Annotated in this window: 20 protein-coding genes and 1 tRNA gene; 17 read left to right on the top strand and 4 right to left on the bottom strand. The window is 63.2% G+C overall.

What is annotated here, in order from left to right:
- The first annotated feature begins 27 nt into the window (after window positions 1-27).
- The 6 genes from AC56QQ_RS05820 (at window position 28) to tolA (ending at window position 3,474) form a co-directional block, all read left to right on the top strand.
- The gene (locus tag AC56QQ_RS05820; RefSeq protein WP_497125891.1) at window positions 28-435 is read left to right on the top strand and encodes a VOC family protein; all 408 of its coding nucleotides are present in this window, start codon (window positions 28-30) and stop codon (window positions 433-435) included.
- Between the two features lie 90 nt (window positions 436-525).
- A tRNA-Glu gene (locus AC56QQ_RS05825) sits at window positions 526-600 on the top strand.
- Window positions 589-993: a hypothetical protein gene (locus tag AC56QQ_RS05830; protein WP_497125892.1), complete on the top strand. Its 405-nt coding sequence runs from the start codon at window positions 589-591 to the stop codon at window positions 991-993. The genes AC56QQ_RS05825 and AC56QQ_RS05830 overlap by 12 nt, the downstream gene beginning before the upstream one ends.
- Window positions 994-1,337: 344 nt before the next feature.
- On the top strand, window positions 1,338-1,919 hold the full coding sequence (locus AC56QQ_RS05835) for a VOC family protein (protein ID WP_497125893.1): 582 nt from the start codon (window positions 1,338-1,340) through the stop codon (window positions 1,917-1,919).
- Window positions 1,920-1,948: 29 nt separating this feature from the next.
- Complete coding sequence (locus AC56QQ_RS05840; RefSeq protein WP_497125894.1) at window positions 1,949-2,830, top strand: glutathione S-transferase family protein; 882 nt, start codon at window positions 1,949-1,951, stop codon at window positions 2,828-2,830.
- Window positions 2,831-3,105: 275 nt separating this feature from the next.
- A complete protein-coding gene (gene tolA / locus AC56QQ_RS05845) occupies window positions 3,106-3,474 on the top strand; it encodes a cell envelope integrity protein TolA (RefSeq protein WP_497125895.1) in 369 nt (122 codons plus the stop codon).
- A 73-nt stretch (window positions 3,475-3,547) separates the two neighbouring features.
- Here tolA and AC56QQ_RS05850 read toward each other — a convergent pair whose 3' ends face one another.
- Complete coding sequence (locus tag AC56QQ_RS05850; protein ID WP_497125896.1) at window positions 3,548-3,763, bottom strand: hypothetical protein; 216 nt, start codon at window positions 3,761-3,763, stop codon at window positions 3,548-3,550.
- A gap of 256 nt (window positions 3,764-4,019) precedes the next feature.
- Between AC56QQ_RS05850 and AC56QQ_RS05855 the strand changes: the two genes are divergently transcribed.
- Window positions 4,020-4,256: a hypothetical protein gene (locus AC56QQ_RS05855; protein WP_497125897.1), complete on the top strand. Its 237-nt coding sequence runs from the start codon at window positions 4,020-4,022 to the stop codon at window positions 4,254-4,256.
- Window positions 4,257-4,287: 31 nt separating this feature from the next.
- Here AC56QQ_RS05855 and AC56QQ_RS05860 read toward each other — a convergent pair whose 3' ends face one another.
- The gene (locus AC56QQ_RS05860; protein WP_497125898.1) at window positions 4,288-4,629 is read right to left on the bottom strand and encodes a hypothetical protein; all 342 of its coding nucleotides are present in this window, start codon (window positions 4,627-4,629) and stop codon (window positions 4,288-4,290) included.
- A gap of 188 nt (window positions 4,630-4,817) precedes the next feature.
- On the opposite strand from AC56QQ_RS05860, the gene AC56QQ_RS05865 reads away from it, so the two are divergent.
- From AC56QQ_RS05865 to phoB, 7 genes are all read left to right on the top strand, one after another.
- Complete coding sequence (locus AC56QQ_RS05865; protein WP_497125899.1) at window positions 4,818-9,377, top strand: PAS domain-containing protein; 4,560 nt, start codon at window positions 4,818-4,820, stop codon at window positions 9,375-9,377.
- A 508-nt stretch (window positions 9,378-9,885) separates the two neighbouring features.
- Complete coding sequence (pstS, locus tag AC56QQ_RS05870; protein ID WP_489858136.1) at window positions 9,886-10,941, top strand: phosphate ABC transporter substrate-binding protein PstS; 1,056 nt, start codon at window positions 9,886-9,888, stop codon at window positions 10,939-10,941.
- Window positions 10,942-11,006: 65 nt separating this feature from the next.
- Window positions 11,007-11,990, top strand: coding sequence for a phosphate ABC transporter permease subunit PstC (gene pstC / locus AC56QQ_RS05875; protein WP_489858135.1), 984 nt, complete (start codon window positions 11,007-11,009; stop codon window positions 11,988-11,990).
- Window positions 11,991-11,993: 3 nt separating this feature from the next.
- On the top strand, window positions 11,994-12,845 hold the full coding sequence (pstA, locus tag AC56QQ_RS05880) for a phosphate ABC transporter permease PstA (RefSeq protein WP_489858134.1): 852 nt from the start codon (window positions 11,994-11,996) through the stop codon (window positions 12,843-12,845).
- A complete protein-coding gene (pstB, locus tag AC56QQ_RS05885) occupies window positions 12,842-13,645 on the top strand; it encodes a phosphate ABC transporter ATP-binding protein PstB (protein WP_256752622.1) in 804 nt (267 codons plus the stop codon). Before pstA ends, pstB begins: the two co-directional genes overlap by 4 nt.
- Window positions 13,646-13,670: 25 nt before the next feature.
- Window positions 13,671-14,378, top strand: coding sequence for a phosphate signaling complex protein PhoU (phoU, locus tag AC56QQ_RS05890; RefSeq protein WP_489858133.1), 708 nt, complete (start codon window positions 13,671-13,673; stop codon window positions 14,376-14,378).
- Between the two features lie 19 nt (window positions 14,379-14,397).
- Window positions 14,398-15,087 carry a phosphate regulon transcriptional regulator PhoB gene (gene phoB, locus AC56QQ_RS05895; RefSeq protein WP_010911896.1) on the top strand — a complete coding sequence of 230 codons (690 nt, stop codon included), beginning with the start codon at window positions 14,398-14,400 and terminating at the stop codon, window positions 15,085-15,087.
- Between the two features lie 13 nt (window positions 15,088-15,100).
- On the opposite strand, the gene AC56QQ_RS05900 is transcribed toward phoB, so the two are convergent.
- Together AC56QQ_RS05900 and AC56QQ_RS05905 are read right to left on the bottom strand one after the other, a co-directional pair.
- Window positions 15,101-16,012, bottom strand: coding sequence for an agmatinase (locus AC56QQ_RS05900; protein WP_497125900.1), 912 nt, complete (start codon window positions 16,010-16,012; stop codon window positions 15,101-15,103).
- Window positions 16,013-16,191: 179 nt separating this feature from the next.
- A complete protein-coding gene (locus AC56QQ_RS05905) occupies window positions 16,192-17,436 on the bottom strand; it encodes an ROK family protein (protein ID WP_489858131.1) in 1,245 nt (414 codons plus the stop codon).
- Between the two features lie 349 nt (window positions 17,437-17,785).
- Between AC56QQ_RS05905 and xylF the strand changes: the two genes are divergently transcribed.
- The 3 genes from xylF (at window position 17,786) to AC56QQ_RS05920 (ending at window position 21,136) form a co-directional block, all read left to right on the top strand.
- Window positions 17,786-18,826 carry a D-xylose ABC transporter substrate-binding protein gene (gene xylF / locus AC56QQ_RS05910; protein ID WP_269907680.1) on the top strand — a complete coding sequence of 347 codons (1,041 nt, stop codon included), beginning with the start codon at window positions 17,786-17,788 and terminating at the stop codon, window positions 18,824-18,826.
- 144 nt (window positions 18,827-18,970) lie between these two features.
- On the top strand, window positions 18,971-20,323 hold the full coding sequence (locus AC56QQ_RS05915) for a sugar ABC transporter permease (protein WP_489858130.1): 1,353 nt from the start codon (window positions 18,971-18,973) through the stop codon (window positions 20,321-20,323).
- A 15-nt stretch (window positions 20,324-20,338) separates the two neighbouring features.
- Window positions 20,339-21,136 carry an ATP-binding cassette domain-containing protein gene (locus AC56QQ_RS05920; RefSeq protein ID WP_256752616.1) on the top strand — a complete coding sequence of 266 codons (798 nt, stop codon included), beginning with the start codon at window positions 20,339-20,341 and terminating at the stop codon, window positions 21,134-21,136.
- Window positions 21,137-21,242 lie beyond the last annotated feature (106 nt).

Below are 21,242 nucleotides of genomic sequence, written 5' to 3' on the forward strand. Positions count from 1 at the left end.
GCCGCAGCAAATGCGTGAACCTCGGGCATGACCGGGTTCGCCGAACATCGCCGGGTCGCGACGGTAGCGCTAGTCGTCGCCAGCTATGACGAGGCGATTGCCTGGTATGTCGAGCGGCTCGGCTTCCTGCTCGTCGAGGACGTCGATCTCGGCGGCGGCAAGCGCTGGGTGACGGTGGCGCCGGCCAACGGGCAAGGCGCCAGGCTGCTTCTGGCCGAGGCTTCCGACGAGGCTCAGAGCAAAAGCATCGGCAACCAGACCGGCGGCCGGGTGTTTCTGTTCCTCGAGACCGACGACTTTGCCCGCGACCATGCGGCGATGCTGGAGAAGGGCGTCGAGTTCCGCGAGGCGCCGCGCTTCGAGCCCTATGGCACGGTGGCGGTTTTCGCCGATCTGCACGGCAATCTCTGGGACCTGATCGAGCCGAAACGGTAGGCCTGCAGCCGACTTTTCCTCGATGCGGGAAAGCCGCCGAACCCCAGTTGCTTTTTCCCAGCCGTCAGCCTATATCGCCGGTTCTTGAACGCGCCCATCGTCTAGCGGTCAGGACACCGCCCTCTCACGGCGGGAACAGGGGTTCGATTCCCCTTGGGCGTACCAAGTGATTTTCTGCCAGATGTGATGCTTGCGCAGCAAGGCCTGTTGCAGCAAGTTGGCCGCATGAAACAACTGGCCTTGACCCTCCTCGTCTCCGTGTCCGTGATTGCCCAGTGTAACCCGTCGTTCTCCAAGGACAGGAAGATCGCGGGTACCATTCGAGGCTTCGAATGTGGTGACAATTGCTATCTGACCATTGTTGATCGCAAGAAGGCCGAGCAAGTTGGCCTGTGTGCTGCACCCGAGTGCGAAAGCTGGAACGAGCAGACCGTGATGCCGTCTCGCTACAAGGGAAAACGCGTGACCGTTACGGTCGGGCAAGGGCAGCAGGTCGATGACAGCGGCAACGTCATGGGAGAGATGATGGCGTTCAAGAAAATCATCTTTCTCGACTGACGATTGTGCTGCGCGGGCGAAATCAAGATTTCGCTCACGATTCGCCTATCTACCGGAGGCAATTCGCTTTCGGCGCGACCAGATGTACCGGTGCAAATGTCGAAAGAAAATGGTCGGCTCAGTGCCGGCCTTTTTGCTTTTGGTGCGCTGCGCCTTGGGCGCACCTCTTTCTCAGAACTCTCCACCAATCGTCCAACCCAGGTCGCATTCGCCGCTTCTGGCGCAGCGGGGCCGATTGGATTAGCATCGCGCGTCATGGATGCTCAGGCTGGGCTAGAGCGGCGCACAGAACGCCGTTGCCCGAGCAGATCCGGACGGGCAGTCGATGCCTCGGGAGGGAGACAATGCAGAAACTGCAATCGCAAGGCGTGCATCACATCACCCTGGTCGGCGCCGGGCGCCAGACATCGATCGATTTCTGGGAAGGCGTGCTCGGCATGCCGTTCGTCTTCGAGCAGCCCAATCTCGACAAGGCGAGTGAAAGCCACCTCTATTTCGATCCCGGTGACGGCCGGCTGATCACCATCTTCACCGACGAGAGCCGCACGCCGGAGAAACGGCGCACGCCGACCGACCCGGGTTGCGTCCACCACATCGCCTTTTCGGTGTCGCGCGTCACCTTCCTGCAGGCGGTCGCCCGGCTCGACGAGCGCGCCATCAAGCACAGCGGCGTCAAGGATCGCGGCTTCATGGATTCGATCTATTTCGAGGACCCGCTCGGCCTGCTGATAGAGCTCGCCTCCTACCGCTTCGAGCCGCCGGCGGGCTTCACCCATGCCGACGTGCTGATGGAAGCGCACGGACTGCGTGTCGCGCGCGGCGACTATAACATCGCGGAAGTGCATCTCGCCGATGCGATCCAGGCGCTTGTCGAGCGTTCCCGCGCAACCTTGTCGGACGACCGGGCGCCGAAGAACCCATACTGACGATAGCCAAAACAAAAGGGAGGAACACAATGGCAAAGACAGCGATCAAGGGTGTGAAGAAGCCGGCGGCCAAGGCAGCCGCAAAGCCGGTGGGAAAGGCTGCGAAGCCAGCAGCCAAGCCAGCGCCACAAGCTGCCGCGAAGGCGGCGGCAAAGCCTGCGGCCAAGGGTTCCACCAAGACGTCCGCACCGAAGGCGAAGGCGAAGTCGGCGAAGAAGCCGGTGCTGAAGCTCAGCATGCTGAAGCCGAGCGTCAACAACATGACCGTTCGTGTGTTTGCGAGAGCGGCCGGGTTCGATCATGCCGAGACCGACGCCTGGGGCAACACGCGCTCGCCCGAATACATGGCGCGCAACCCGGCGCATCTGACGCCAATGATCGAGGACAAGAGCCTGCCACGCGGCGTTCTGTGGGAAAGCTGCGCCATCATGCAGTATCTCGCCAACAAGCATGGGCTGGAGAAGTTCTACCCGAAGGCACCGGCCAAGCGGGCCATGATCGACAGCGCCATGTTCTATCTGATCGGAACGCTCTACCCCTATGTCGCACGCGCCACCTATCCGGCGCTTGGCTTCCCGCAATATGCCGGCGAGGTCGGCCATAGCGACGCCCACCCCGACAAGAAGTCCGAAGCCCAGAAAGCAGCCATGGCCGCGATCGCCGAGCCGCTGGAGGTGTTCCACAGCTTCTTCAGGGACGGCAAGCCGTTCATCGGCGGCTCGAACCCTTCGATCGCCGACATCCGCCTGGCGGCGACGCTCGAATTCCTGGCCGTCATCGACTACCCCTTGCCCAAATGGGCGAAGGATTATGTGGAGGCGATCGAGAAGAAGCTCGGCAAGGCCTACGCCGAGCCGGCCGCCGACGTGCGCGGCTACATCGCCTATGTGAGGTCGCAGGCCAAGGCCTGAGGTTAAGGATTCGTTAACCAATACCCTGTCTACTGCCGGTAATTCACCCCGCGACCACGGATGTACTGGCGCCGAGGTGAAAGGAAAGGTCGGCGCAATGCCGGCCTTTTTGCTTTTCACACGCCATCGCCGGCGGTGAGACGAGCAGGCGGTGCAAGCGTTTTTCGGCATCAACTTTTTATCGAGAGATATTGTCATTGCCGGTGTTGGCCTTACCATCCATTCCGGCAGTCCGGCAGGGATTGTCGGTTGACGGTGAAGACGTGGGGATTGCGATGAAAAGCGTGGCCAAGCTTGCGATTGCGGGCGTGATGTCGGCAGGCATCGCCTGCCCGTCGTTTGCCGCGCCGCTCAACACCATGAACGAAGTGAGGGCCGCGATCCAGGCATGCTGGACGCCGCCGGCCGACGCCGGAAATGCCAGTGTCACCTTGAGCTTCAGCTTGAAGCGCGACGGCACGCTGATCGGTCCACCGAGGCCGACGGCAATCAAGGTGGACGGCGACGCCAAGGCCAAGAAATCATTCGTCGATGCCGCCACCACGGCCTTGCAGAACTGTCTGCCCTTATCCTTTTCGCCGACGCTGGCGCAAGGCATGGCAGGCAACGTGTTCACGTTGCAATTCACCTCTCCAAAAAAATAGGCCGAAGCCGGCATGCACCGGTGGGCAGGCGCGACCCTTTGACCCATTCGGGCTCGGTGATGACTACGCGGGCTCAGTGATGACTGCGCCTGGCATCTGCATGGCGCGCAAGATCGGGCGTCTCGAAGACATAGTCATTCCAGGCCGATTCCGGAATCTGGCCAGCCAGATAGCATTCCAGCAGCAGCTTGTGCTCGGGGCTGAGAGGCCTTGGCGCGCGTTCGTGATCCAGCCCAAGCGAGTGAAACAGGTTTCTTGTCAGGTCCGAGACCGTGAAATGGATCGACATCTGCGTTCTCCTTCGACCATCAACGCCGAAGGCCGGGCAAAGGTTTCGGGAGGGCAGCCGGTAACGATGGTTTGATCGCGGCTTCGTGGCACTGCCAGCCACCGGCTCTGTGTGGTCGGCGCGGCCTTCTTCCTAAAGCCGTTCCGAAGTCGACGGCTGACCGGTATCGGCAAGCCTGCCGGAAGCGGGCACGCGATACGCCTGGAACGCAGGGGCGCTCGCAGCGTTGTCATCGACATCAGCCAGGAGAAACGCCATGGCCACATTCAGGGAAATGAGGGTGCTGGAGATCGTCGAGGACGATGCCCTGACATCCGAGCAGAAGATCGCTGGGCTGCGCGAGATCGAGTCCGAGGCGCGGGGATTGCAGCGAGCCGCGTCGGAAAGCCCGATGAACGACGATGACGGCTGGCAGGACGATTTGCGCCAGGTTCGGCTTGCGCTCGACAAGCTCGGTGCGGCAGAGCCCAAAAAGGGTGCGGCCTCGCTGTAAGGCAATTGCCTTGAAAGGGCTTTTCCGGGCGTCAGTCGCAGACCATGCGAATTCTCTTGCCGGGTTCGCTGACATTCCTGCATGCCAGCGGCTTCGCCGGGGCGGAAGACAGCGAGGGCGGCGTCGAAACCCTGGTCTGGTGCCGTCTCGGCGCGGTGCCCTCGGAAAAGCGCCTCGGCGGCTGCGGCGCCACCGGAAAAGCGCCGCTTTCAGCCTGCGGCTGGGCGTATTCGACATTTGGTGGCGGCCGATCCCAGAAACGCCGGACATCGAGCGGCCTCGGGATGACGACGGTGCCATCATAGGTGCGCGAGCAGCCACTGCCAGAAAGCAGCGACACGCCCACGAAAAAAGGCAAAATCCGTCCGAACATTAGCAACACCCCTGGGTGCTTATATAGCGGCTACGAGCTCGCCGACAACCGGGCGGAATAACGCAGGCCGGACCGGCCGATCGCTCTCTAACCAGCCGTTAAGGTTAGCGGATCGTTAATGCTTCTCGGGCACATTCCGCCGACGAACCACGGAGGGGGTTCGACCTTGGTTTTCGGGGTGGGATGGCATGGCGGAAGCGGACGAAGCAACGCGCGGCAAACGTGGGACTCGCAAATCGACGTCGCATGGCGACGGTGCACCATCGTGCGCCGCCGACATGGATTCGGCCGACGCGCTTCGCCAACTGGTCGAAGCCAGTTCGGACTGGGTCTGGGAGACCGACGCCGAGCTGCGATTCTCCTGGCTGTCGCAAAACTACCAGGCAGCCACCGGCATCGATCCGGCCGATGTGCTTGGCCGATTCCGCTTCGATTTCCTCAAGCAGGTCCTGAACGGCGACCGCAGTGCCGCCGCACATCTGGAGGATCTGCAGGCGCACCGGCCGTTTCGCGACTTCGTCTATGAACTGAAAGGTGGCCGCGCCGATTGCCGTTGGGTGTTGACCACCGGTTTTCCGAGGTTTGACGACACGGGACAATTCATCGGCTATCGCGGCATCGGCCGCAACGTCACGGCGCTGGCCGGCGCCTTCGAGAAGCTGGAGCAGGGGCCGCCGGCAAGCGGCGAGCCGGCCCAGCTTCTTGCCGATCTCGAGCGCACGATGGACGCCATGCACATGGGGGTCGTGTTGCTTGACGCCGTGCTCGACACGTTGATCGTCAACAAGGCCTATCGCGACCTCTCCAGGATTCCGGAAGGCGCAGTGACCGTCGGCGCTCCGTTCAGCCTGTTAATGGAACTCAACCGCCGCAACGGCATCTACGGCGACCTCGACGAACAGCAATGGCAGCGCTACCTCGCCACCCGCATCGAGGAGATTCGCGCCGGCTCCGTCGCGCCACGCGAGTTTTCCCATGCCAATGGCAGGACGATGATGTTCTCGGTGACGGCGCTGTCCGGGGGCAAGCGGCTATTGACCTATTATGAGGTCACCGAGGTCAAGCGTCGCGATGCCGAGATCGAGAGCGCCAACGCCAAGATCGCCGAAACCTTCGCCAATCTCCGCACCATGGTCGATCAGATGCCGATCGGCGTCCTCGTCCTCGATGCCGACATGCGCGCCGAAGTCATCAACCGTGCTTTCTATGATTTCTGGCAGATCGACGCCCGGCGCGCCGAGATCGGCTGCAACTTCCGCGATCTGATGAACGCCAGCCGCGACGTCGACCCGTACGGCTCCGAGGACGCGACTTGGCAGCAGCATATCGCCGATCGCGAGGCGGAAATCAGGGCCGGCACGGCCGGATCGCGGCAGTTCCCGCGCAATGACGGCCGCACGCTGATTTCGTCGATGGCACCGCTGGCCGGGGGCAGGCGGCTGATTTCCTATGTCGACGTCACCGACATGAAGAACCGCGAAGCCGAACTTGCCGACGCGCTGGAGAAAGCGCGGCTGGCGGAAGCGGTCATCAACGCCGTCAAGGATCCGATCTTCGTCAAGGACGACAATCTGCGCTTCGTGTTCGTCAACGAGGCGTTCGCCACCTTGTTCGGCCAGACGCCTCGGGCCATGCTCGGCAAGCCCGGCGGCGATTTCCTCACGCTGAACGATGTCGCGCTTTTCGAACAGAGCGAACGGGACGTGCTGGCCACCGGACGGCCCTACGAAGTGGAAGAAAATTTCGAGGCCGAGGGCGCCAGCCGCTCGCGCATCGTCAGGAAGAGCCGCGTCGGCATGGCCAGCGGCCGCAACTATGTCGCCGGCTTCATCTTCGACATTTCCGACATGAAGCGCCGCGAGACGGAAGCCGAGGACGCACGCAAGAACCTCGCGACCGTGCTGGAATCGCTGCCGGCCGCCGTCATCATCTATGACCGTGACGACAAGTTCGTCTTCGCCAACCGCAAGCTGCAGGACACGCTGCCCGAACTGAAGCCCGTGTGGCAGGCAGGCCGCACCTTCCGCGAGGCCTTGGCGCTTGGCCATTCGGTCGGCTATTTCCGCCTTAGTGGCGACCCCGAAGTCGACAAACTGTACGACAGCGATCCCGAGCGCTGGCTCGACGGCATTCTTGCCCGCTACCGTTTGCCCAACTCATCCTATGAGCGTCTCAATCCCGATGGCCGCTGGTATCAGGTCTACGACATGCGGACCGAGGATGGCACCTTCATCGGCGTGCGCGTCGACATCTCCGAGATCAAGAGCCGCGAAAAGGCGCTGCAGGAAAGCATGCGCCAGATCGATCTGTTCCGGCACGTCATGGACGAGCTGCCGGTGGCCGCCTTCATCAAGGCGCAGGATCTGAGCATCGAATTCGTCAACAAGGCCTGGTGCGCGCTGACCGGCATTGCCAAGGAAGACGTCATCGGCCTCACCGACCGCCAGCTGTTCGGTGCCGAAGAGGCCGAAAGCTACAGCCACGACGACACCGAGGTCGTCGTCACCGGTCGCGTCAGGGAGATCGAGGAGCCCGTCACCCATCGCGACGGCACGCTGCGGCAGTTGATGACGCGCAAGAGCCGCCTGGTGGCGCTGGACGGATCGGTGCATCTGGTCGGTTCGAGCACGGACATCACCGAGGTCAAGGCGCGCGAGCGTGCGCTGGAAGAGAGCATGCGCGAGAACGAGGTGTTCCGCAGCCTGATCGACAACGTGCCGGTCTCGATCTACGCCAAGCGCTCGGACCTCAGGCAGTTCTACGTTAACAAGGGCTGGTGCGATCTCACCGGTCTCAGCAGGGAAGATGCGCTCGGCAAGACCGACATCGAGATTTTCGGACAGGATGGCGAAGCCTTCGTCAACAGCGATCTCGCCGTGCTGCGCACCGGCGAAACGCAGGAGGTCGAGGAAACCGTGACGCTCGCCGACGGCAGCGTGCGCCACCAGTTCGCCCGCAAGGGGGCGATGATCGCGTCCGACGGCTCGCTCTACCTGATCGGGTCGACCACCGACATCACCGAGTTGAAGCTGCGCGAGGCCGAACTGCGCGAGGCGCGTCAGCGCGCCGTGCTCGCCGACCGCGCCAAGTCGGAATTCCTCGCCAATATGAGCCATGAAATCCGCACGCCGATGAACGGCGTGCTCGGCATGGCCGAACTGCTGGCCAAATCGAACCTCGACCCGAAGCAGAAGACGTTCACCGACATCATCGTGAAATCGGGCAACGCGCTGCTCACCATCATCAACGACATCCTGGATTTCTCCAAGATCGATGCCGGCCAGCTGGTGCTCGATCCGGCGCCCTTCAACCTTGCCGAGGCGATCGAGGATGTGGCGACGCTGGTTTCGACCCGCGCCAAGGAGAAGGACCTCGAGCTCATCGTGCGCGTCGAGCCTCGTCTCGAAAGCATGTTCATCGGCGATGTCGGCCGTATCAGGCAGATCGTCACCAATCTTGTCGGCAACGCGGTGAAGTTCACCGACGAAGGCCATGTGCTGGTCGACGTCACCGGCGAACGGGTTCCGACGGGAACGAAACTGACGATCTCGGTTACCGATACCGGCATCGGTATCCCCGAGGAGAAGCTGAAACTCGTGTTTGAAAAGTTCAGCCAGGTCGACACCTCCTCGACAAGACGGCACGAGGGAACCGGCCTCGGCCTCGCCATCACCTCGCGGCTCGTCGATCTGATGGGCGGCGACATTGGTGTCGAGAGCGCCGAGGGCAAGGGCTCGACCTTCTGGTTCACGGTCACGTTGCCAAGGGCCGGGCAGCAGGACGGGCAACGCATCATGCCCGTGGACGTGACCGGCGCGCGCGTGCTGATCGTCGACGACAATGCCGTGAACCGCGCTATCTTGACCGAGCAGATGACATCGTGGACCTTCGATTCCTGCGCGGCCGAAAGCGGCGCCGAGGGCCTCAAGGTGCTGTTCGCCGCCGCCGCCTATGACGTGCCGGTCGACTGTGTCGTGCTCGACTATCAGATGCCGGGCATGAGCGGCGCCGAAATGGCACGGATCGTGCGCAACACCGCCGGCCTTGCCGACACGCCGATCATCATGCTGACCTCGGTCGACCAGTCGCTCGCCAACACCAGCTATCGCGATCTCGGCATAGATGCCCAGCTGATCAAGCCGGCGCGGTCGTCGGTGCTGCTGGAGACGCTGGTCGCCACCATCCAGCGGCATCGCCACGCGACCGGCAGCGAGGCGGAGCCGCTCGCCACCGATGGCGCTCGAAACGACGTTCCGCAGCCACAGCGGTCGACGCCATCGGCACAACGGGCGCTGCTGCAGCCGCCAGCGGTTCGCCCCCGGTTGCCGGCGACCGGCGGTGGCGGGGACAGGCTGGACATACTGGTGGCCGAGGACAATGAGGTGAACCAGATGGTCTTCACCCAGATCCTGGGCGAGACCGGTTATGGTTTCGAGATCGTCGGCAATGGCCGCAAGGCGCTCGACGCTTTCGGCAGGCTCAATCCATGCATGATCCTGATGGATGTCTCGATGCCGGAGATGAACGGGCTTGAGGCGACCGCCGCCATTCGCCGGCTGGAGGAAGAAACCGGCACCCATGTGCCGATCGTCGGGGTCACCGCGCATGCGCTGAAGGGCGATCGCGAACGCTGCCTGGAGGCCGGCATGGACGATTATCTGCCCAAGCCGATCAGTCCCAGGGCCCTACTCGAGAAGGTCGAGCGCTGGATCGGCGCTGGTCGCCAGGTTCAGCGCAACGCCGGCTAGCATCGCATCCGCTCGTTCTGGGGGAATCAACCGGGATTCGCCGCAACCCCTGGAGGCAAGACTATGGTGCGATCGCACCATAGCAAAGGCGGCGCCCAGTCGAGACAATGGCCATATTCGAATTCCGCTCTTCCAGTTACGGGCGGGAGCAGCGACCGCCGGCATGAAACAGCGTCAATCTACCCCAACGGACCTGTTTTCGGCGATGGCCCGGCCAAGACATCCTCTGGCTGAGAGCAACGCGCTCCCGTCCGGATTTTCTTTACCAGGGCAGCGATCCGGAAACGGCAGGCCGGCTTCGGTCTGAAACGGCGCAAGTGCCTGATTCCGGGAGCAAAGCTAGGCTCCCCGGCGAGCGCCGGTTGGCTGGCGCCTTCCCTTCCCCAGTGACGCGTTACCGGGGTGACATCAAACTGTCATGCGACTGTAATAATCGAAGGCTATTGGCCTCAGCGGGCGCCGAGAGGAATGGCGCCGAGAGACCATCTTCCGAACAGGAGCAGGCCACATGAGACATTTCATCCGCTCGGCGGCCGTTGCGATTGCAATGGCTACGGCGTCTACCTTCACCCTTTCCGCGGCAATGGCAGCTGATCTTTCCGGCGCCGGCTCGACCTTCATCTATCCGGTGTTCGCCAAGTGGGCCGACACCTACAAGAAAGACACCAACGTTGGCCTCAACTACCAGTCGATCGGCTCGGGCGGCGGCATCAAGCAGGTTATCGCCAAGACCGTGACCTTCGGCGCCACAGACAAGCCGATGTCCGATGCGGACCTGGAAAAGAACGGCCTCGTCCAGTTTCCGATGGTGATGGGCGGCATCGTGCCGATCGTCAACCTCACCGGCATCAAGCCGGGCGAACTGGTTCTCGACGGCAAGACGTTGGCCCAGATCTACCTGGGCGCCATCACCACCTGGGACGATGCCGCGATCAAGGCGCTGAACCCCACGCTCACCCTGCCGTCGACCGCGATCGCCGTCGTGCATCGCTCGGACGGCTCGGGCACGACCTTCAACTTCACCAACTACCTGGTCAAGCTGTCGCCCGACTGGAAGGACAAGATCGGTTCCGATACGGCGGTCGAATGGCCGGTCGGCGTCGGCGCCAAGGGCAGCGAAGGCGTTGCCAACACCGTCAAGCAGACCGACGGCGGCATCGGCTACGTCGAGTATGCCTACGCGTCCCAGAACAACCTGTCCTACTCCAAGATGTTGAACGCTGCCGGCAAGGTTGTCGAGCCGTCGCTCGAATCCTTCGGTTCGGCTGCTTCGAACGCCGACTGGAAGGGTGCGAAGAACTTCAACGTCATCATCACCAACGAGCCCGGCGACGCCACCTGGCCGATCGCCGCGTCGACCTGGGTGCTGATCCACAAGACTCCCGAGGATGTCGCCGCCACTGGTGAAGCGCTGAAGTTCTTCGCCTGGGCCTACAAGGACGGCAAGGACATCGCCAAGGGCCTCGACTACGTTTCGATCCCCGACAACGTCGTCGACCTGATCAAGGCTTCGTGGAAGTCGGATATCGTCACCGACGGCAAGCCCGTCTACGCCGGCGAGTAACATCCTCCAAAGGAGCGCCGCGCCGCGGCGCTCCTTTTTCCTCAACACAAAGAGCCGAGCTTCACATGAGCGCTGTCCAGGAAGCCTTGCCAGCCATTCGAGGTTCGCGCGATGCCACTGTCAGGCGGTTCGCGTTGACCGACGCGATCTTCCACGGGCTTACCCGCGCCGCCGCCATATTGGTGCTGGTCCTGCTCGGCGGTGTCGCGATCTCGCTGTTTGCCGGTTCCTGGCAGGCGCTGTCGACCTTCGGCTTCTCCTTCCTGACCAGTGAAAGCTGGAATCCGGTCACCGAAAAATTCGGCGCGCTGGCGCCGATCTACGGCACCATCGTCACCTCGGCGATCGCCATCCTGATCGCCGTTCCGCTCGGCATCGGCATTGCCATCTTCCTCACCGAACTTTGCCCGCGCCCGCTTCGGCGCCCGATCGGCATGGCGGTGGAACTGCTCGCCGGCATCCCCTCGATCATCTACGGCATCTGGGGCCTGTTCGTGCTGGCGCCGTTCCTGCAGACGACCGTGCAGCCCTTCATCATCGGCGCGTTCCACGGCATTCCCGGCCTCAACAGCCTGTTTGCCGGCCCGCCCTATGGCATCGGTCTTTTGACCTCGTCGCTGATCCTGGCCATCATGGTGCTGCCCTTCATCACCTCGATCACCAAGGACGTCTTCGACACGGTGCCGCCGGTGCTGAAGGAATCCGCCTACGGTATTGGCTGCACGACCTGGGAAGTGACCCGCCGCGTTGTCATTCCCTACACAAGGATCGGCATCATGGGCGGCGTCATGCTTGGCCTTGGCCGTGCGCTCGGCGAAACCATGGCGGTGACCTTCGTCATCGGCAACGCGCATCGGATCAGCACCTCGCTGTTCGCACCGGCGACGACGATCTCCGCGACCATCGCCAATGAATTCACCGAAGCCGTCGGCGATCTCTACACGTCTTCGCTGGTGGCGCTCGGCCTGATCCTGTTCGTCATCACCTTCCTGATCCTTGCCATCGCACGTTACATGCTGATGCGCATCGACGCCCGCACGGGAGCCTGACCGATGTCGACAGCCTCATCGCTTCACCAGAGCCGCAAGAGGAAGAATGCCGTGATGATGACGCTGTGCGTCATCGCCGCGGGCATCGGACTTGCCTGGCTGGCGCTCATCCTCGGCGCGCTGGTCTACAAGGGCACCGCCGGCCTGTCCCTCGACGTCTTCACGCAGATGACGCCGCCGCCCGGCGACGCCGGTGGGTTGCTCAACGCCATCTACGGCAGCGTGGTGATGACGGTCATCGCCGTCATCGTCGGCACGCCGATCGGCGTGCTTGCAGGAACCTACATGGCCGAATACGGCCGCTTCTCAAAACTCACCACGGTGGTGCGTTTCATCAACGACATCCTGCTGTCGGCGCCGTCGATCATCATCGGCCTGTTCGTCTACGAGCTGATGGTGCGGCCGATGGGGCATTTCTCGGCCCTTGCCGGTTCTGTCGCACTCGCCATCCTGGTCATTCCGGTCGTCGTGCGCACCACCGAAGACATGCTCAACCTGGTGCCGAACGCCTTGCGCGAAGCCGGCACTGCGATCGGCGCGCCGCGCTGGGTTGTCATCAAGTCGGTGGCCTACCGCGCCGCTCTTTCCGGTATCGTCACAGGCATATTGCTGTCGATCGCCCGTATTTCGGGCGAGACCGCGCCACTGCTCTTTACGGCGCTCAACAACCAGTTCTGGTCGAGCAATCTCAACGCGCCGATGGCCAGCCTGCCGGTGACCATCTTCCAGTTCGCTCTCAGTCCTTACGAGGAATGGCAGCAACTGGCCTGGACCGGCGCACTCATAATCACATTGACGGTTCTCGCGCTCAGCATCTTTGCTCGCAGCCTGACCGGACGCAGAGAGGACAAATGAGTCAGATGTTGTCTCCAGACATGACGATCGCCGCCGAGGCAACCGCCAAAGCCAAGATCGAGGTCAAGAACCTCAACTTTTACTACGGTCAGAGCAAGGCGCTCAAGGGTATCACCCTGTCGCTGCCCGAGCGCAGCGTCACCGCCTTCATCGGGCCCTCGGGCTGCGGAAAGTCGACGCTGCTGCGCGTCTTCAACCGCATCTACGAGCTCTACCCGAAACAGACCGCCGAGGGCCAGGTGCTGCTCGACGGCCAGAATATCCTTGACCGGTCGCAGGATCTCAACCTGCTGCGGACCAAGATCGGCATGGTGTTCCAGAAGCCGACGCCATTTCCGATGTCGATCTATGAGAACATCGCTTTCGGCGTCAGGCTCTATGAGAAGATCAGCAAGTCCGAGATGGACGGCCGTGTCGAGCAGGCGCTCAAGCGCGCCGCGCTGTGGACCGAGGTCAAGGACAAGCTCAACGCCAGCGGCCTCAGTCTTTCGGGCGGCCAGCAGCAGCGGCTCTGCATCGCCCGCACCGTGGCGGTGAAGCCGGAAGTCATCCTGCTCGACGAGCCGGCTTCGGCGCTCGATCCGCTGTCGACCGCCAAGATCGAAGAGCTGATCGACGAGTTGCAGGCCGACTACACGATCGTCATCGTCACCCACAACATGCAGCAGGCGGCACGCGTCTCGAAGCAGACCGCCTTCATGTATCTGGGCGAACTGGTCGAATTCGACCGCACCGAGAAGATCTTCACGTCGCCCCGCGAGAAGCGCACGCAGGACTACATCACCGGCCGCTTCGGCTGAGCTCAGACATACGAGGACTAAGATCATGGGCGAACATACAGTCGCTTCTTTCGACGAGGATCTCGGACAGATCAGCAGGCTCATCAGCGATATGGGCGATCTCGCCGGCTCGATGGTCGGCGGCGCGACCAAGGCGCTTTTGAATTCCGACAACGCCCTGGCACAGCGCGTTGTCTCCGACGACGCGATCATGGACGCGCGCCAGCGCGAACTCGACGACCGCGCCATCACATTGATCGCCAAGCGTCAGCCGATGGCCGACGATCTGCGCCATGTCGTCGGTTCGATCCGCATGGCCGGCGACCTCGAACGCATCGGCGATCTTGCCAAGAACATAGCCAAACGCGTCGGCACCGTTGGCCTCAGCGTCACGCCTCGCGACCTTTCGCACTCGATCGATGCGATGGCGCAACTGGTGCTGATCCAGGTGCAGGGCGTGATCGAGGAATATGCTGCCGCCGACGCGGCGGCGCTGGCCAAGCTCAGGAACGACGACGAACGCATCGACGTCAAGTACACGTCCGTGTTCCGCGAACTCCTGACCTACATGATGGAGGATCCGCGCAACATCACCGCGTGCACGCATCTGTTGTTCTGCGCCAAGAACCTCGAACGCATCGGCGATCACGTGACCAACATCGCCGAGAATGCGTATTATGTTTTGACCGGCACACAGCTGCCCGCCAATCGCCCGAAGCAGGACGAGACGGCAATGTCCGCGCCGGCGGCATGACGACAGGGGTGAGCAGCCGATGATCGCGCCACGCATCATGGTGGTGGAGGATGAGGAGCCGCTGGGTGTGCTGCTCCGCTACAATCTGGAGTCCGAGGGCTATCAGGTCGAGGTGGTGACGCGCGGCGACGAGGCCGAGATCCGGCTGCAGGAGAACGTTCCCGACCTTCTGGTGCTGGACTGGATGGTGCCGGCGGTTTCCGGCATCGAACTCTGCCGGCGGCTGAGAATGCGCCCCGAGACCGAGCGGCTGCCGATCATCATGCTGACCGCGCGTGGCGAGGAGAGCGACCGCGTGCGCGGCCTTTCCACAGGCGCCGACGATTATCTGGTCAAGCCGTTCTCGACACCGGAGTTCATGGCCAGGGTCAAGGCGCTGCTGCGCCGCGCCAAGCCGGAAGTGCTGTCCAGCGTGCTCAAGGTTGGCGACATCGTGCTCGATCGTGAGTCGCACCGGGTCTATCGCAAGAAGAGCGAGATCCGGCTCGGACCGACCGAATTCCGCCTGCTGGAATTCATGATGCGCCACCCTGGCCGCGTTTTCTCGCGCAGCCAGCTGCTCGACAATGTCTGGGGCGAGACGATCTATATCGATGAGCGCACGGTGGACGTGCATGTCGGCCGGTTGCGCAAGGCGGTCAACAATGGCCGCATGCCCGATGTCATCCGCACGATCCGCGGGGCGGGTTACGCGATCAGGGAAGACTAGGGACAGTCCGGGCTCAAACCTGCCGGACGACGGTGCCGATCACATTGACGAGAAGGCGCGCCGCGGTCAGGGCCGACAGGCCGTCAATGTCGGCGGGAGGATAGAGCTCGACAAGGTCGAATCCTGCGATCCTGGCCCGCCTGCCGAGGCCCGCGATCAGATCGATCACCTGGGTGTAGGCGAGGCCGCCGGGCGAACGCGCCGCCACGCCCGGCATGATGCCGGGATCGAGGCCGTCGCAGTCGAGGGTTACGACGACCCGCGCCCCTTCCGGAATATGCCGGAGAGCGGCTTCGACGCCCTGGGCGTGAACCTCGCGGGCCGTTACAAGGCGGCTACCATAGCGCCGTGCCGCTTCGATTTCGGTGAGGCGCGCGCTGCCAACGCCACGGATGCCGACCTGCACGATGCCGGCGACATGCGGCATCTCGCTCGCGCGGCGCATCGGGTTCGAATAGCCGTAGCGCTCGCCATGCACCTCGTCGCGCCAGTCGATATGGGCGTCGATCTGCAGGATCCAGACCGGCCCGTGATCCGCAAAGCCGGCGAGGAAGGGGATGGGCACGGAATCGTCGCCGCCGAGCAGGATCGGTACGGCCGGCAATGCCAGAACCTGACGCGTTTTCGCCTCGATCCGCGCCCTGTTGCCGGTATTGTCATGCATGGTGGTCGGGATGTCGCCGGTGTCGATGCAGCAGACCGGCTTGCCGTCGAACAGCGGGCCGCCGAGATCGAAATCCCAGTGCTCGACGAGTGTGGCATCGCCCTGACTCGCAACGCGGATGGCGTCGGCGGCCAAGGCATAGCCGCGGCTGTCCTCGCCGGGATAGGTGCTGCCGTGGCCGGCTCCGAAGATCACCGCGCGCGGGATACGGCCATCGGCAAGCCGATCGGGAAAGCCGAGAAAGGGAGGCGAGGCGGTCATTTCTTGGTGGTCCTGATGATGGTTTAGCTGAAATTTCAGTGTTGAGGGTGCGGGATGATGAGCATTGGCTGGGCGCGTCGAATTAGACAGCATCCTAACAGTTGGCGCGCCTAACTGACATCATACCCATCGTGAGGCCCGGTTCAGGTCGACCGGTCGTTCAGAATATGCGCTGATCCTCAGGCAACGTTCTTTCCGGCGCCCGTTCGTGCTTGCGCGCCCGGTGCGAAAATCTCCTGGTCGACGAAGGTCAGCGCGCGCATGGCGCAGCCTTCGCGGATCAGCGGCAGTTCGTTCGGCTCGGTGTCGAAGGAAATCGATTCCGAATGCTGGCCGCCGGCGGTCTGGGCTATGGCCTCGCGCAATGCCGGCTCGATCAGGTCGAAGGCCGCGGCGCTGACACCGACCATGGCGACGGGTGCCGGATCGATCAGCGCGAACAGGCTGCCGAGGCCGTAGCCGAGCGCTTCGCCGGCCTTGCGATAGGCTTCACGCTCGGGCCCCGCGCTGTCGCGGGCCGCGGCTGCCAGAGCGCGCATGTCTGCGTCGCTGACATCGGCAACCGGCTCGGTGTCCTCGCCCAGCTGCCTTGCGTTGCGCCAGATGGCGTAGTTGCCGGCATAGGCCTCGACGCAGCCGCGTCGCCCACAACGGCAGAGCGCGCCCCTCGGCTGGTGGATCATGTGACCGAACTCGCCGCCCGAGGAATGGGTGCCGGTGAACAACTGACCCTTCAGCACCAGTCCCATGCCGATGCCGTGCGAGAGCAGGATGGCGATGAAATCATCACGGTAGCGCTGCGGATCGCGCCAGCGCAACGCCACCGCCATCATGTTGCAGTCGTTCTCCATGGTGGCGGGGATGCCGAACTCGTCCTCGAGGATGTCGGCGAAGGCGATGTCGGTGTGCGGCGTGATCGGCGACCACAGCATGGCGCGAGCACGGGTGTCGGTAATGCCTTGGATGGCCAGCGCGATGCGGGCGACGCTGCGGACATCAAGATCGGGGTCTTCGAGACGGCGTCGCACGATGGCGACGCATTCACCGATAAGCGCGTCGCGCGACATCGTCAGCGTCTCCAGCCGGCGCTGTTCCTCTGATATCACCTGGCCGGCATAGTCGATGACGGCGACGGACAGGAAGTTCAGAGACAGCACCACGGTCATCACCGCCGCGGCTTCCGGATTGAGGCTGAGGCCGACCTGCGGCCGGCCGCGTTTCAGCGAAGCGGGCTCGCTCGGCTTGCTCTCGGCCAGGATGCCTTCGCCGATCAGGTCGGAGGAAATCGCCGATATGGTCGAGTGGGAGAGGCCCGTGGTCGCGGCGATCTCGGTGCGTGACGGCTGTCCGGCGCGGCGCACGGCCGCAATCACCATTGCCCGGTTGCGCCGGCGCAAATCGTCGTGGCGGATTCCGACCGACATGCTTTCTCACATCCTCCCGGTCGCCGCGGCCTTTCGTGCCCTCCGAAGGCGTCGGCGAAGCCTGAAGCGCGTCGCGCCCCAGGTCGTCATTCCCGCGCCTGTCGTTGTCCCGAAACCGCTGCCCACCCTTGGGCGACATGCGCCAGCCAAATACTGGCAGAAGCGAATTATCCTGTCATTATTTATTCCGAGGCTCGAAAAAAATTCAGAGAGACATCAAAATCCATCAGAATCGATGTTGACAGCGTTCCGGTGTTGGATCAGTATTTTTTCGAGGCTCGAAAAAAGAGCCTGTGTGCCGGCCTTCGGGTCAGTTTGGTCGCGCCATACGCGGCGCAGGGAGGATAACATGAAGAGATTCACAGCCGCCATCCTGGCGGGTGTCGCCATGTCGCTGACGCTCGCGTCGGTCGCGCAGGCGAAGGACAAGGTCATCGGCGTTTCGTGGTCCAACTTCCAGGAAGAGCGCTGGAAGACAGACGAGGCCGCCATGAAGGCGGCGATCGCGGCCGCCGGCGACAAGTATATCTCCGCCGACGCGCAGTCCAATCCCGGCAAGCAGCTTACCGATGTCGAAAGCCTGATCTCGCAGGGCGCCAACTCGCTGATCATCCTGGCGCAGGATGCCTCGGCCATCGGCCCGGCGGTGCAGAAGGCACTGGACGAAGGCATTCCGGTCGTCGGCTATGACCGTCTGATCGAGAACAAGGATGTCTTCTACCTGACCTTCGACAACAAGGAAGTTGGCCGCATGCAGGCCCGCGAAGTGTTCAAGGTCAAGCCGGAAGGCAACTATGTCTTCATCAAGGGCTCCGGTGCCGATCCGAATGCCGACTTCCTGTTCTCGGGCTCGATGGAAGTGCTCAAGGAAGCCATCGACAGCGGCAAGATCAAGAATGTCGGCGAGGCCTATACGGACGGCTGGCTGCCCGCCAACGCCCAGAAGAACATGGAACAGTTCCTCACCGCCAACGACAACAAGGTCGATGCCGTGGTCGCGGCCAATGACGGCACCGCCGGCGGCGTCGTCGCGGCGCTGACGGCGCAGGGTCTGGCCGGCACCGTGCCGGTGTCGGGTCAGGACGGCGACCACGCCGCGCTGAACCGTATCGCGCTCGGCACCCAGACCGTGTCGGTCTGGAAGGACGCGCGCGAGCTCGGCAAGAACGCCGCCGAGATCGCATCGCAGCTGGCCGACGGCAAGAAGATGACCGACATCGCCGGCGTGAAGGATTTCACGACGCCGGGCGGCAACACCGTCAAGTCGCTGTTCCTGACCCCGGTTGCCATCACCAAGGACAATCTCAACGTTGTCATCGACGCCGGCTGGATCAAGAAGGATGAGGTCTGCGCGGGCGTTGCCGCCGGCACCGTCGCTGCCTGCAATTAAGCCGGGCCTGTTCCTGCTCGATATCAACGCCGCGGCCCAAAGCCGCGGCGTTTTCTCAAAAAGATTTGTGTTTCCGCATCGTGCGGATAGCTTCTAGGCTGCTTACGGCATCCGCGTCAGACGGCCAGCCGGTGGGAGGAAATCATGACCGACACGACGTCCAACCCGCAGGCCGACATCGCGCGTGCGTCGGAGCTCGGCGTGGTCGCCCGGTTTCTCAAGGCAACCGAGATCGACACCCGCATGCTCGGCATGATCGGCGCCCTGCTGCTGATCTGGACCGGGCTGCATGTCATTTCCAGCCTGCGCCTCGGCGTCAATCCGCTCGATTTCGACAGCCGTACCTTTCTCACGCCGCGCAATCTGTGGAACCTGTCGGTGCAGACATCGGCGGTCGCCATCATGGCCTGCGGCATGGTGCTGGTCATCGTCATGCGTAACATCGACCTGTCGGTCGGCTCCGCCGAGGGCCTGATCGGCATGGTGATGGGCTTTGCACAGGTGCATTTCCTGGTGCGTTTTGTCGGGCTCGAACTCGGCAATCCCTGGATATGGGTCCTGGCGCTGGTCATCGGCCTGGCGCTCGGCCTGCTGATCGGGGCCTTCCAGGGTTTCATAATCGCCTATCTCGAGGTGCCGGCCTTCATCGTCACGCTGGGCGGCCTGCTGGTCTGGCGCGGTGCCGCCTGGTGGGTCACCAGCGGCCAGACGGTGGCGCCGCTTGACGCCACCTTCCAGCTGATGGGCGGCGGTCCGGCGGGATCGATCGGCGCGACCTGGAGCTGGATCGTCGGCATCGTCGCGTGCCTTGCGGTGGTGTTTGCGCTGTTCAACGGGCGGGTGCAGCGCAAGCGGTTTCGTTTTCCGCTGCGTCCGATCTGGGCCGAGACGCTGCTTGGCGTGGTCACCTGCGCCGTCATCATGGGCGCCGTGTGGCTCGCCAATTCCTATCCCTGGCCGATCGGCATCGTGAACAGATACGCGGCCGCCAACAACATCACCGTTCCCGAAGGCGGCCTGTTCATCGCCCATGGCATCGCCATACCGGTGCTGATGGCGATCGCCGTCGGCCTGATCATGACCTTCATCACCAACCGCACCCGTTTCGGCCGCTATGTCTTTGCCATCGGCGGCAATCCCGAGGCCGCCAACCTCGCCGGCATCAACACGCGCTGGATCACTATGAAGGTTTTCATGATCATGGGTGTGCTGGCGACGGTTGCCGCGGCGATCTCCTCGGCGCGACAGAATTCATCGACCAACGTGCTCGGCACGCTCGACGAACTGCTGGTCATCGCCGCTGCCGTCATTGGCGGCACGTCGCTTGCCGGCGGTTCGGGAACGATCATCGGCGCCATGCTTGGCGCGCTGCTGATGCAGTCGCTGCAGTCCGGCATGGTGTTGCTTGGCGTCGACTCGCCGCTGCAGAGCATCGTCGTCGGCGCCGTGCTGGTCATCGCCGTCTGGCTCGACACCGTCTATCGCAAACGCGTTTAGGGAGGAGAAGCGACCATGGACAAGACCGCTCCCGCCGGCACGCCGCTGATCGATATGCGCAACATCTCGATCGCCTTTGGCGGCATTCGCGCCGTCGACGACGCCTCGATCGATCTTTTCCCCGGCGAGGTCGTGGCGCTGCTCGGCCACAACGGCGCCGGCAAGTCGACATTGATCAAGATCCTGTCCGGCGCCTACAAGCGCGACTCAGGGCATATCTTCGTCAATGGCGAGGAGGCATCGATCTCCAACCCGCGCGACGCCAAGAGATACGGCATCGAGACGATCTACCAGACGCTGGCGCTGGCCGACAATGTCGACGCCGCCGCCAATCTGTTCCTTGGCCGCGAGCTGATGACCGCCTGGGGCACGCTCGACGACGTTGCCATGGAAGCCGAGGCGCGCAAGGTGATGGGCCGGCTCAATCCCCGCTTCCAGCGCTTCAAGGAGCCGGTCATCAAGCTGTCGGGCGGACAGCGGCAGTCGGTGGCGATCGCGCGCGCGATCCTGTTCAACGCGCGCATCCTGATCATGGACGAACCGACGGCGGCACTCGGTCCGCAGGAAACCGCGCAGGTCGGCGAACTGGTCAAGCAGCTCAAGTCCGACGGCATCGGCATCTTCCTGATCAGTCACGACATCCACGATGTGTTCGACCTTGCCGACCGGGTTTGCGTCATGAAGAACGGCCAGGTCGTCGGCACCGCCCGCACCACCGACGTGACCCAGGACGAGGTGCTTGGCATGATCATTCTGGGCAAATGCCCTCCCGGCGCCATTCCCGGACCGGGCGCGTTGAAGATCGCCGCCTAGAGCCGGTCCCATCCGCGGCCGGCCGATGGTTGCCGCACACGTGATGTGCCAGCCGTCAGGATGGCTTGGCCCTGCCATTGTGTTGGCAGGACGACTTGCCCATAAA

The sequence above is a fragment of the Mesorhizobium sp. RCAM 05099 genome (genome assembly GCF_059683685.1).

Bases quoted from the DNA above. Each gene is read 5' to 3' on its own strand.
- AC56QQ_RS05820 (WP_497125891.1), top strand. From the start codon at position 28: ATGACCGGGTTCGCCGAACATCGCCGGGTCGCGACGGTAGCGCTAGTC.
- AC56QQ_RS05835 (WP_497125893.1), top strand. From the start codon at position 1,338: ATGCAGAAACTGCAATCGCAAGGCGTGCATCACATCACCCTGGTCGGC.
- AC56QQ_RS05840 (WP_497125894.1), top strand. From the start codon at position 1,949: ATGGCAAAGACAGCGATCAAGGGTGTGAAGAAGCCGGCGGCCAAGGCA.
- tolA (WP_497125895.1), top strand. From the start codon at position 3,106: ATGAAAAGCGTGGCCAAGCTTGCGATTGCGGGCGTGATGTCGGCAGGC.
- AC56QQ_RS05850 (WP_497125896.1), bottom strand. From the start codon at position 3,763: ATGTCGATCCATTTCACGGTCTCGGACCTGACAAGAAACCTGTTTCAC.
- AC56QQ_RS05855 (WP_497125897.1), top strand. From the start codon at position 4,020: ATGGCCACATTCAGGGAAATGAGGGTGCTGGAGATCGTCGAGGACGAT.
- AC56QQ_RS05860 (WP_497125898.1), bottom strand. From the start codon at position 4,629: ATGTTCGGACGGATTTTGCCTTTTTTCGTGGGCGTGTCGCTGCTTTCT.
- AC56QQ_RS05865 (WP_497125899.1), top strand. From the start codon at position 4,818: ATGGCGGAAGCGGACGAAGCAACGCGCGGCAAACGTGGGACTCGCAAA.
- pstS (WP_489858136.1), top strand. From the start codon at position 9,886: ATGAGACATTTCATCCGCTCGGCGGCCGTTGCGATTGCAATGGCTACG.
- pstC (WP_489858135.1), top strand. From the start codon at position 11,007: ATGAGCGCTGTCCAGGAAGCCTTGCCAGCCATTCGAGGTTCGCGCGAT.
- pstA (WP_489858134.1), top strand. From the start codon at position 11,994: ATGTCGACAGCCTCATCGCTTCACCAGAGCCGCAAGAGGAAGAATGCC.
- pstB (WP_256752622.1), top strand. From the start codon at position 12,842: ATGAGTCAGATGTTGTCTCCAGACATGACGATCGCCGCCGAGGCAACC.
- phoU (WP_489858133.1), top strand. From the start codon at position 13,671: ATGGGCGAACATACAGTCGCTTCTTTCGACGAGGATCTCGGACAGATC.
- phoB (WP_010911896.1), top strand. From the start codon at position 14,398: ATGATCGCGCCACGCATCATGGTGGTGGAGGATGAGGAGCCGCTGGGT.
- AC56QQ_RS05900 (WP_497125900.1), bottom strand. From the start codon at position 16,012: ATGACCGCCTCGCCTCCCTTTCTCGGCTTTCCCGATCGGCTTGCCGAT.
- AC56QQ_RS05905 (WP_489858131.1), bottom strand. From the start codon at position 17,436: ATGTCGGTCGGAATCCGCCACGACGATTTGCGCCGGCGCAACCGGGCA.
- xylF (WP_269907680.1), top strand. From the start codon at position 17,786: ATGAAGAGATTCACAGCCGCCATCCTGGCGGGTGTCGCCATGTCGCTG.
- AC56QQ_RS05915 (WP_489858130.1), top strand. From the start codon at position 18,971: ATGACCGACACGACGTCCAACCCGCAGGCCGACATCGCGCGTGCGTCG.
- AC56QQ_RS05920 (WP_256752616.1), top strand. From the start codon at position 20,339: ATGGACAAGACCGCTCCCGCCGGCACGCCGCTGATCGATATGCGCAAC.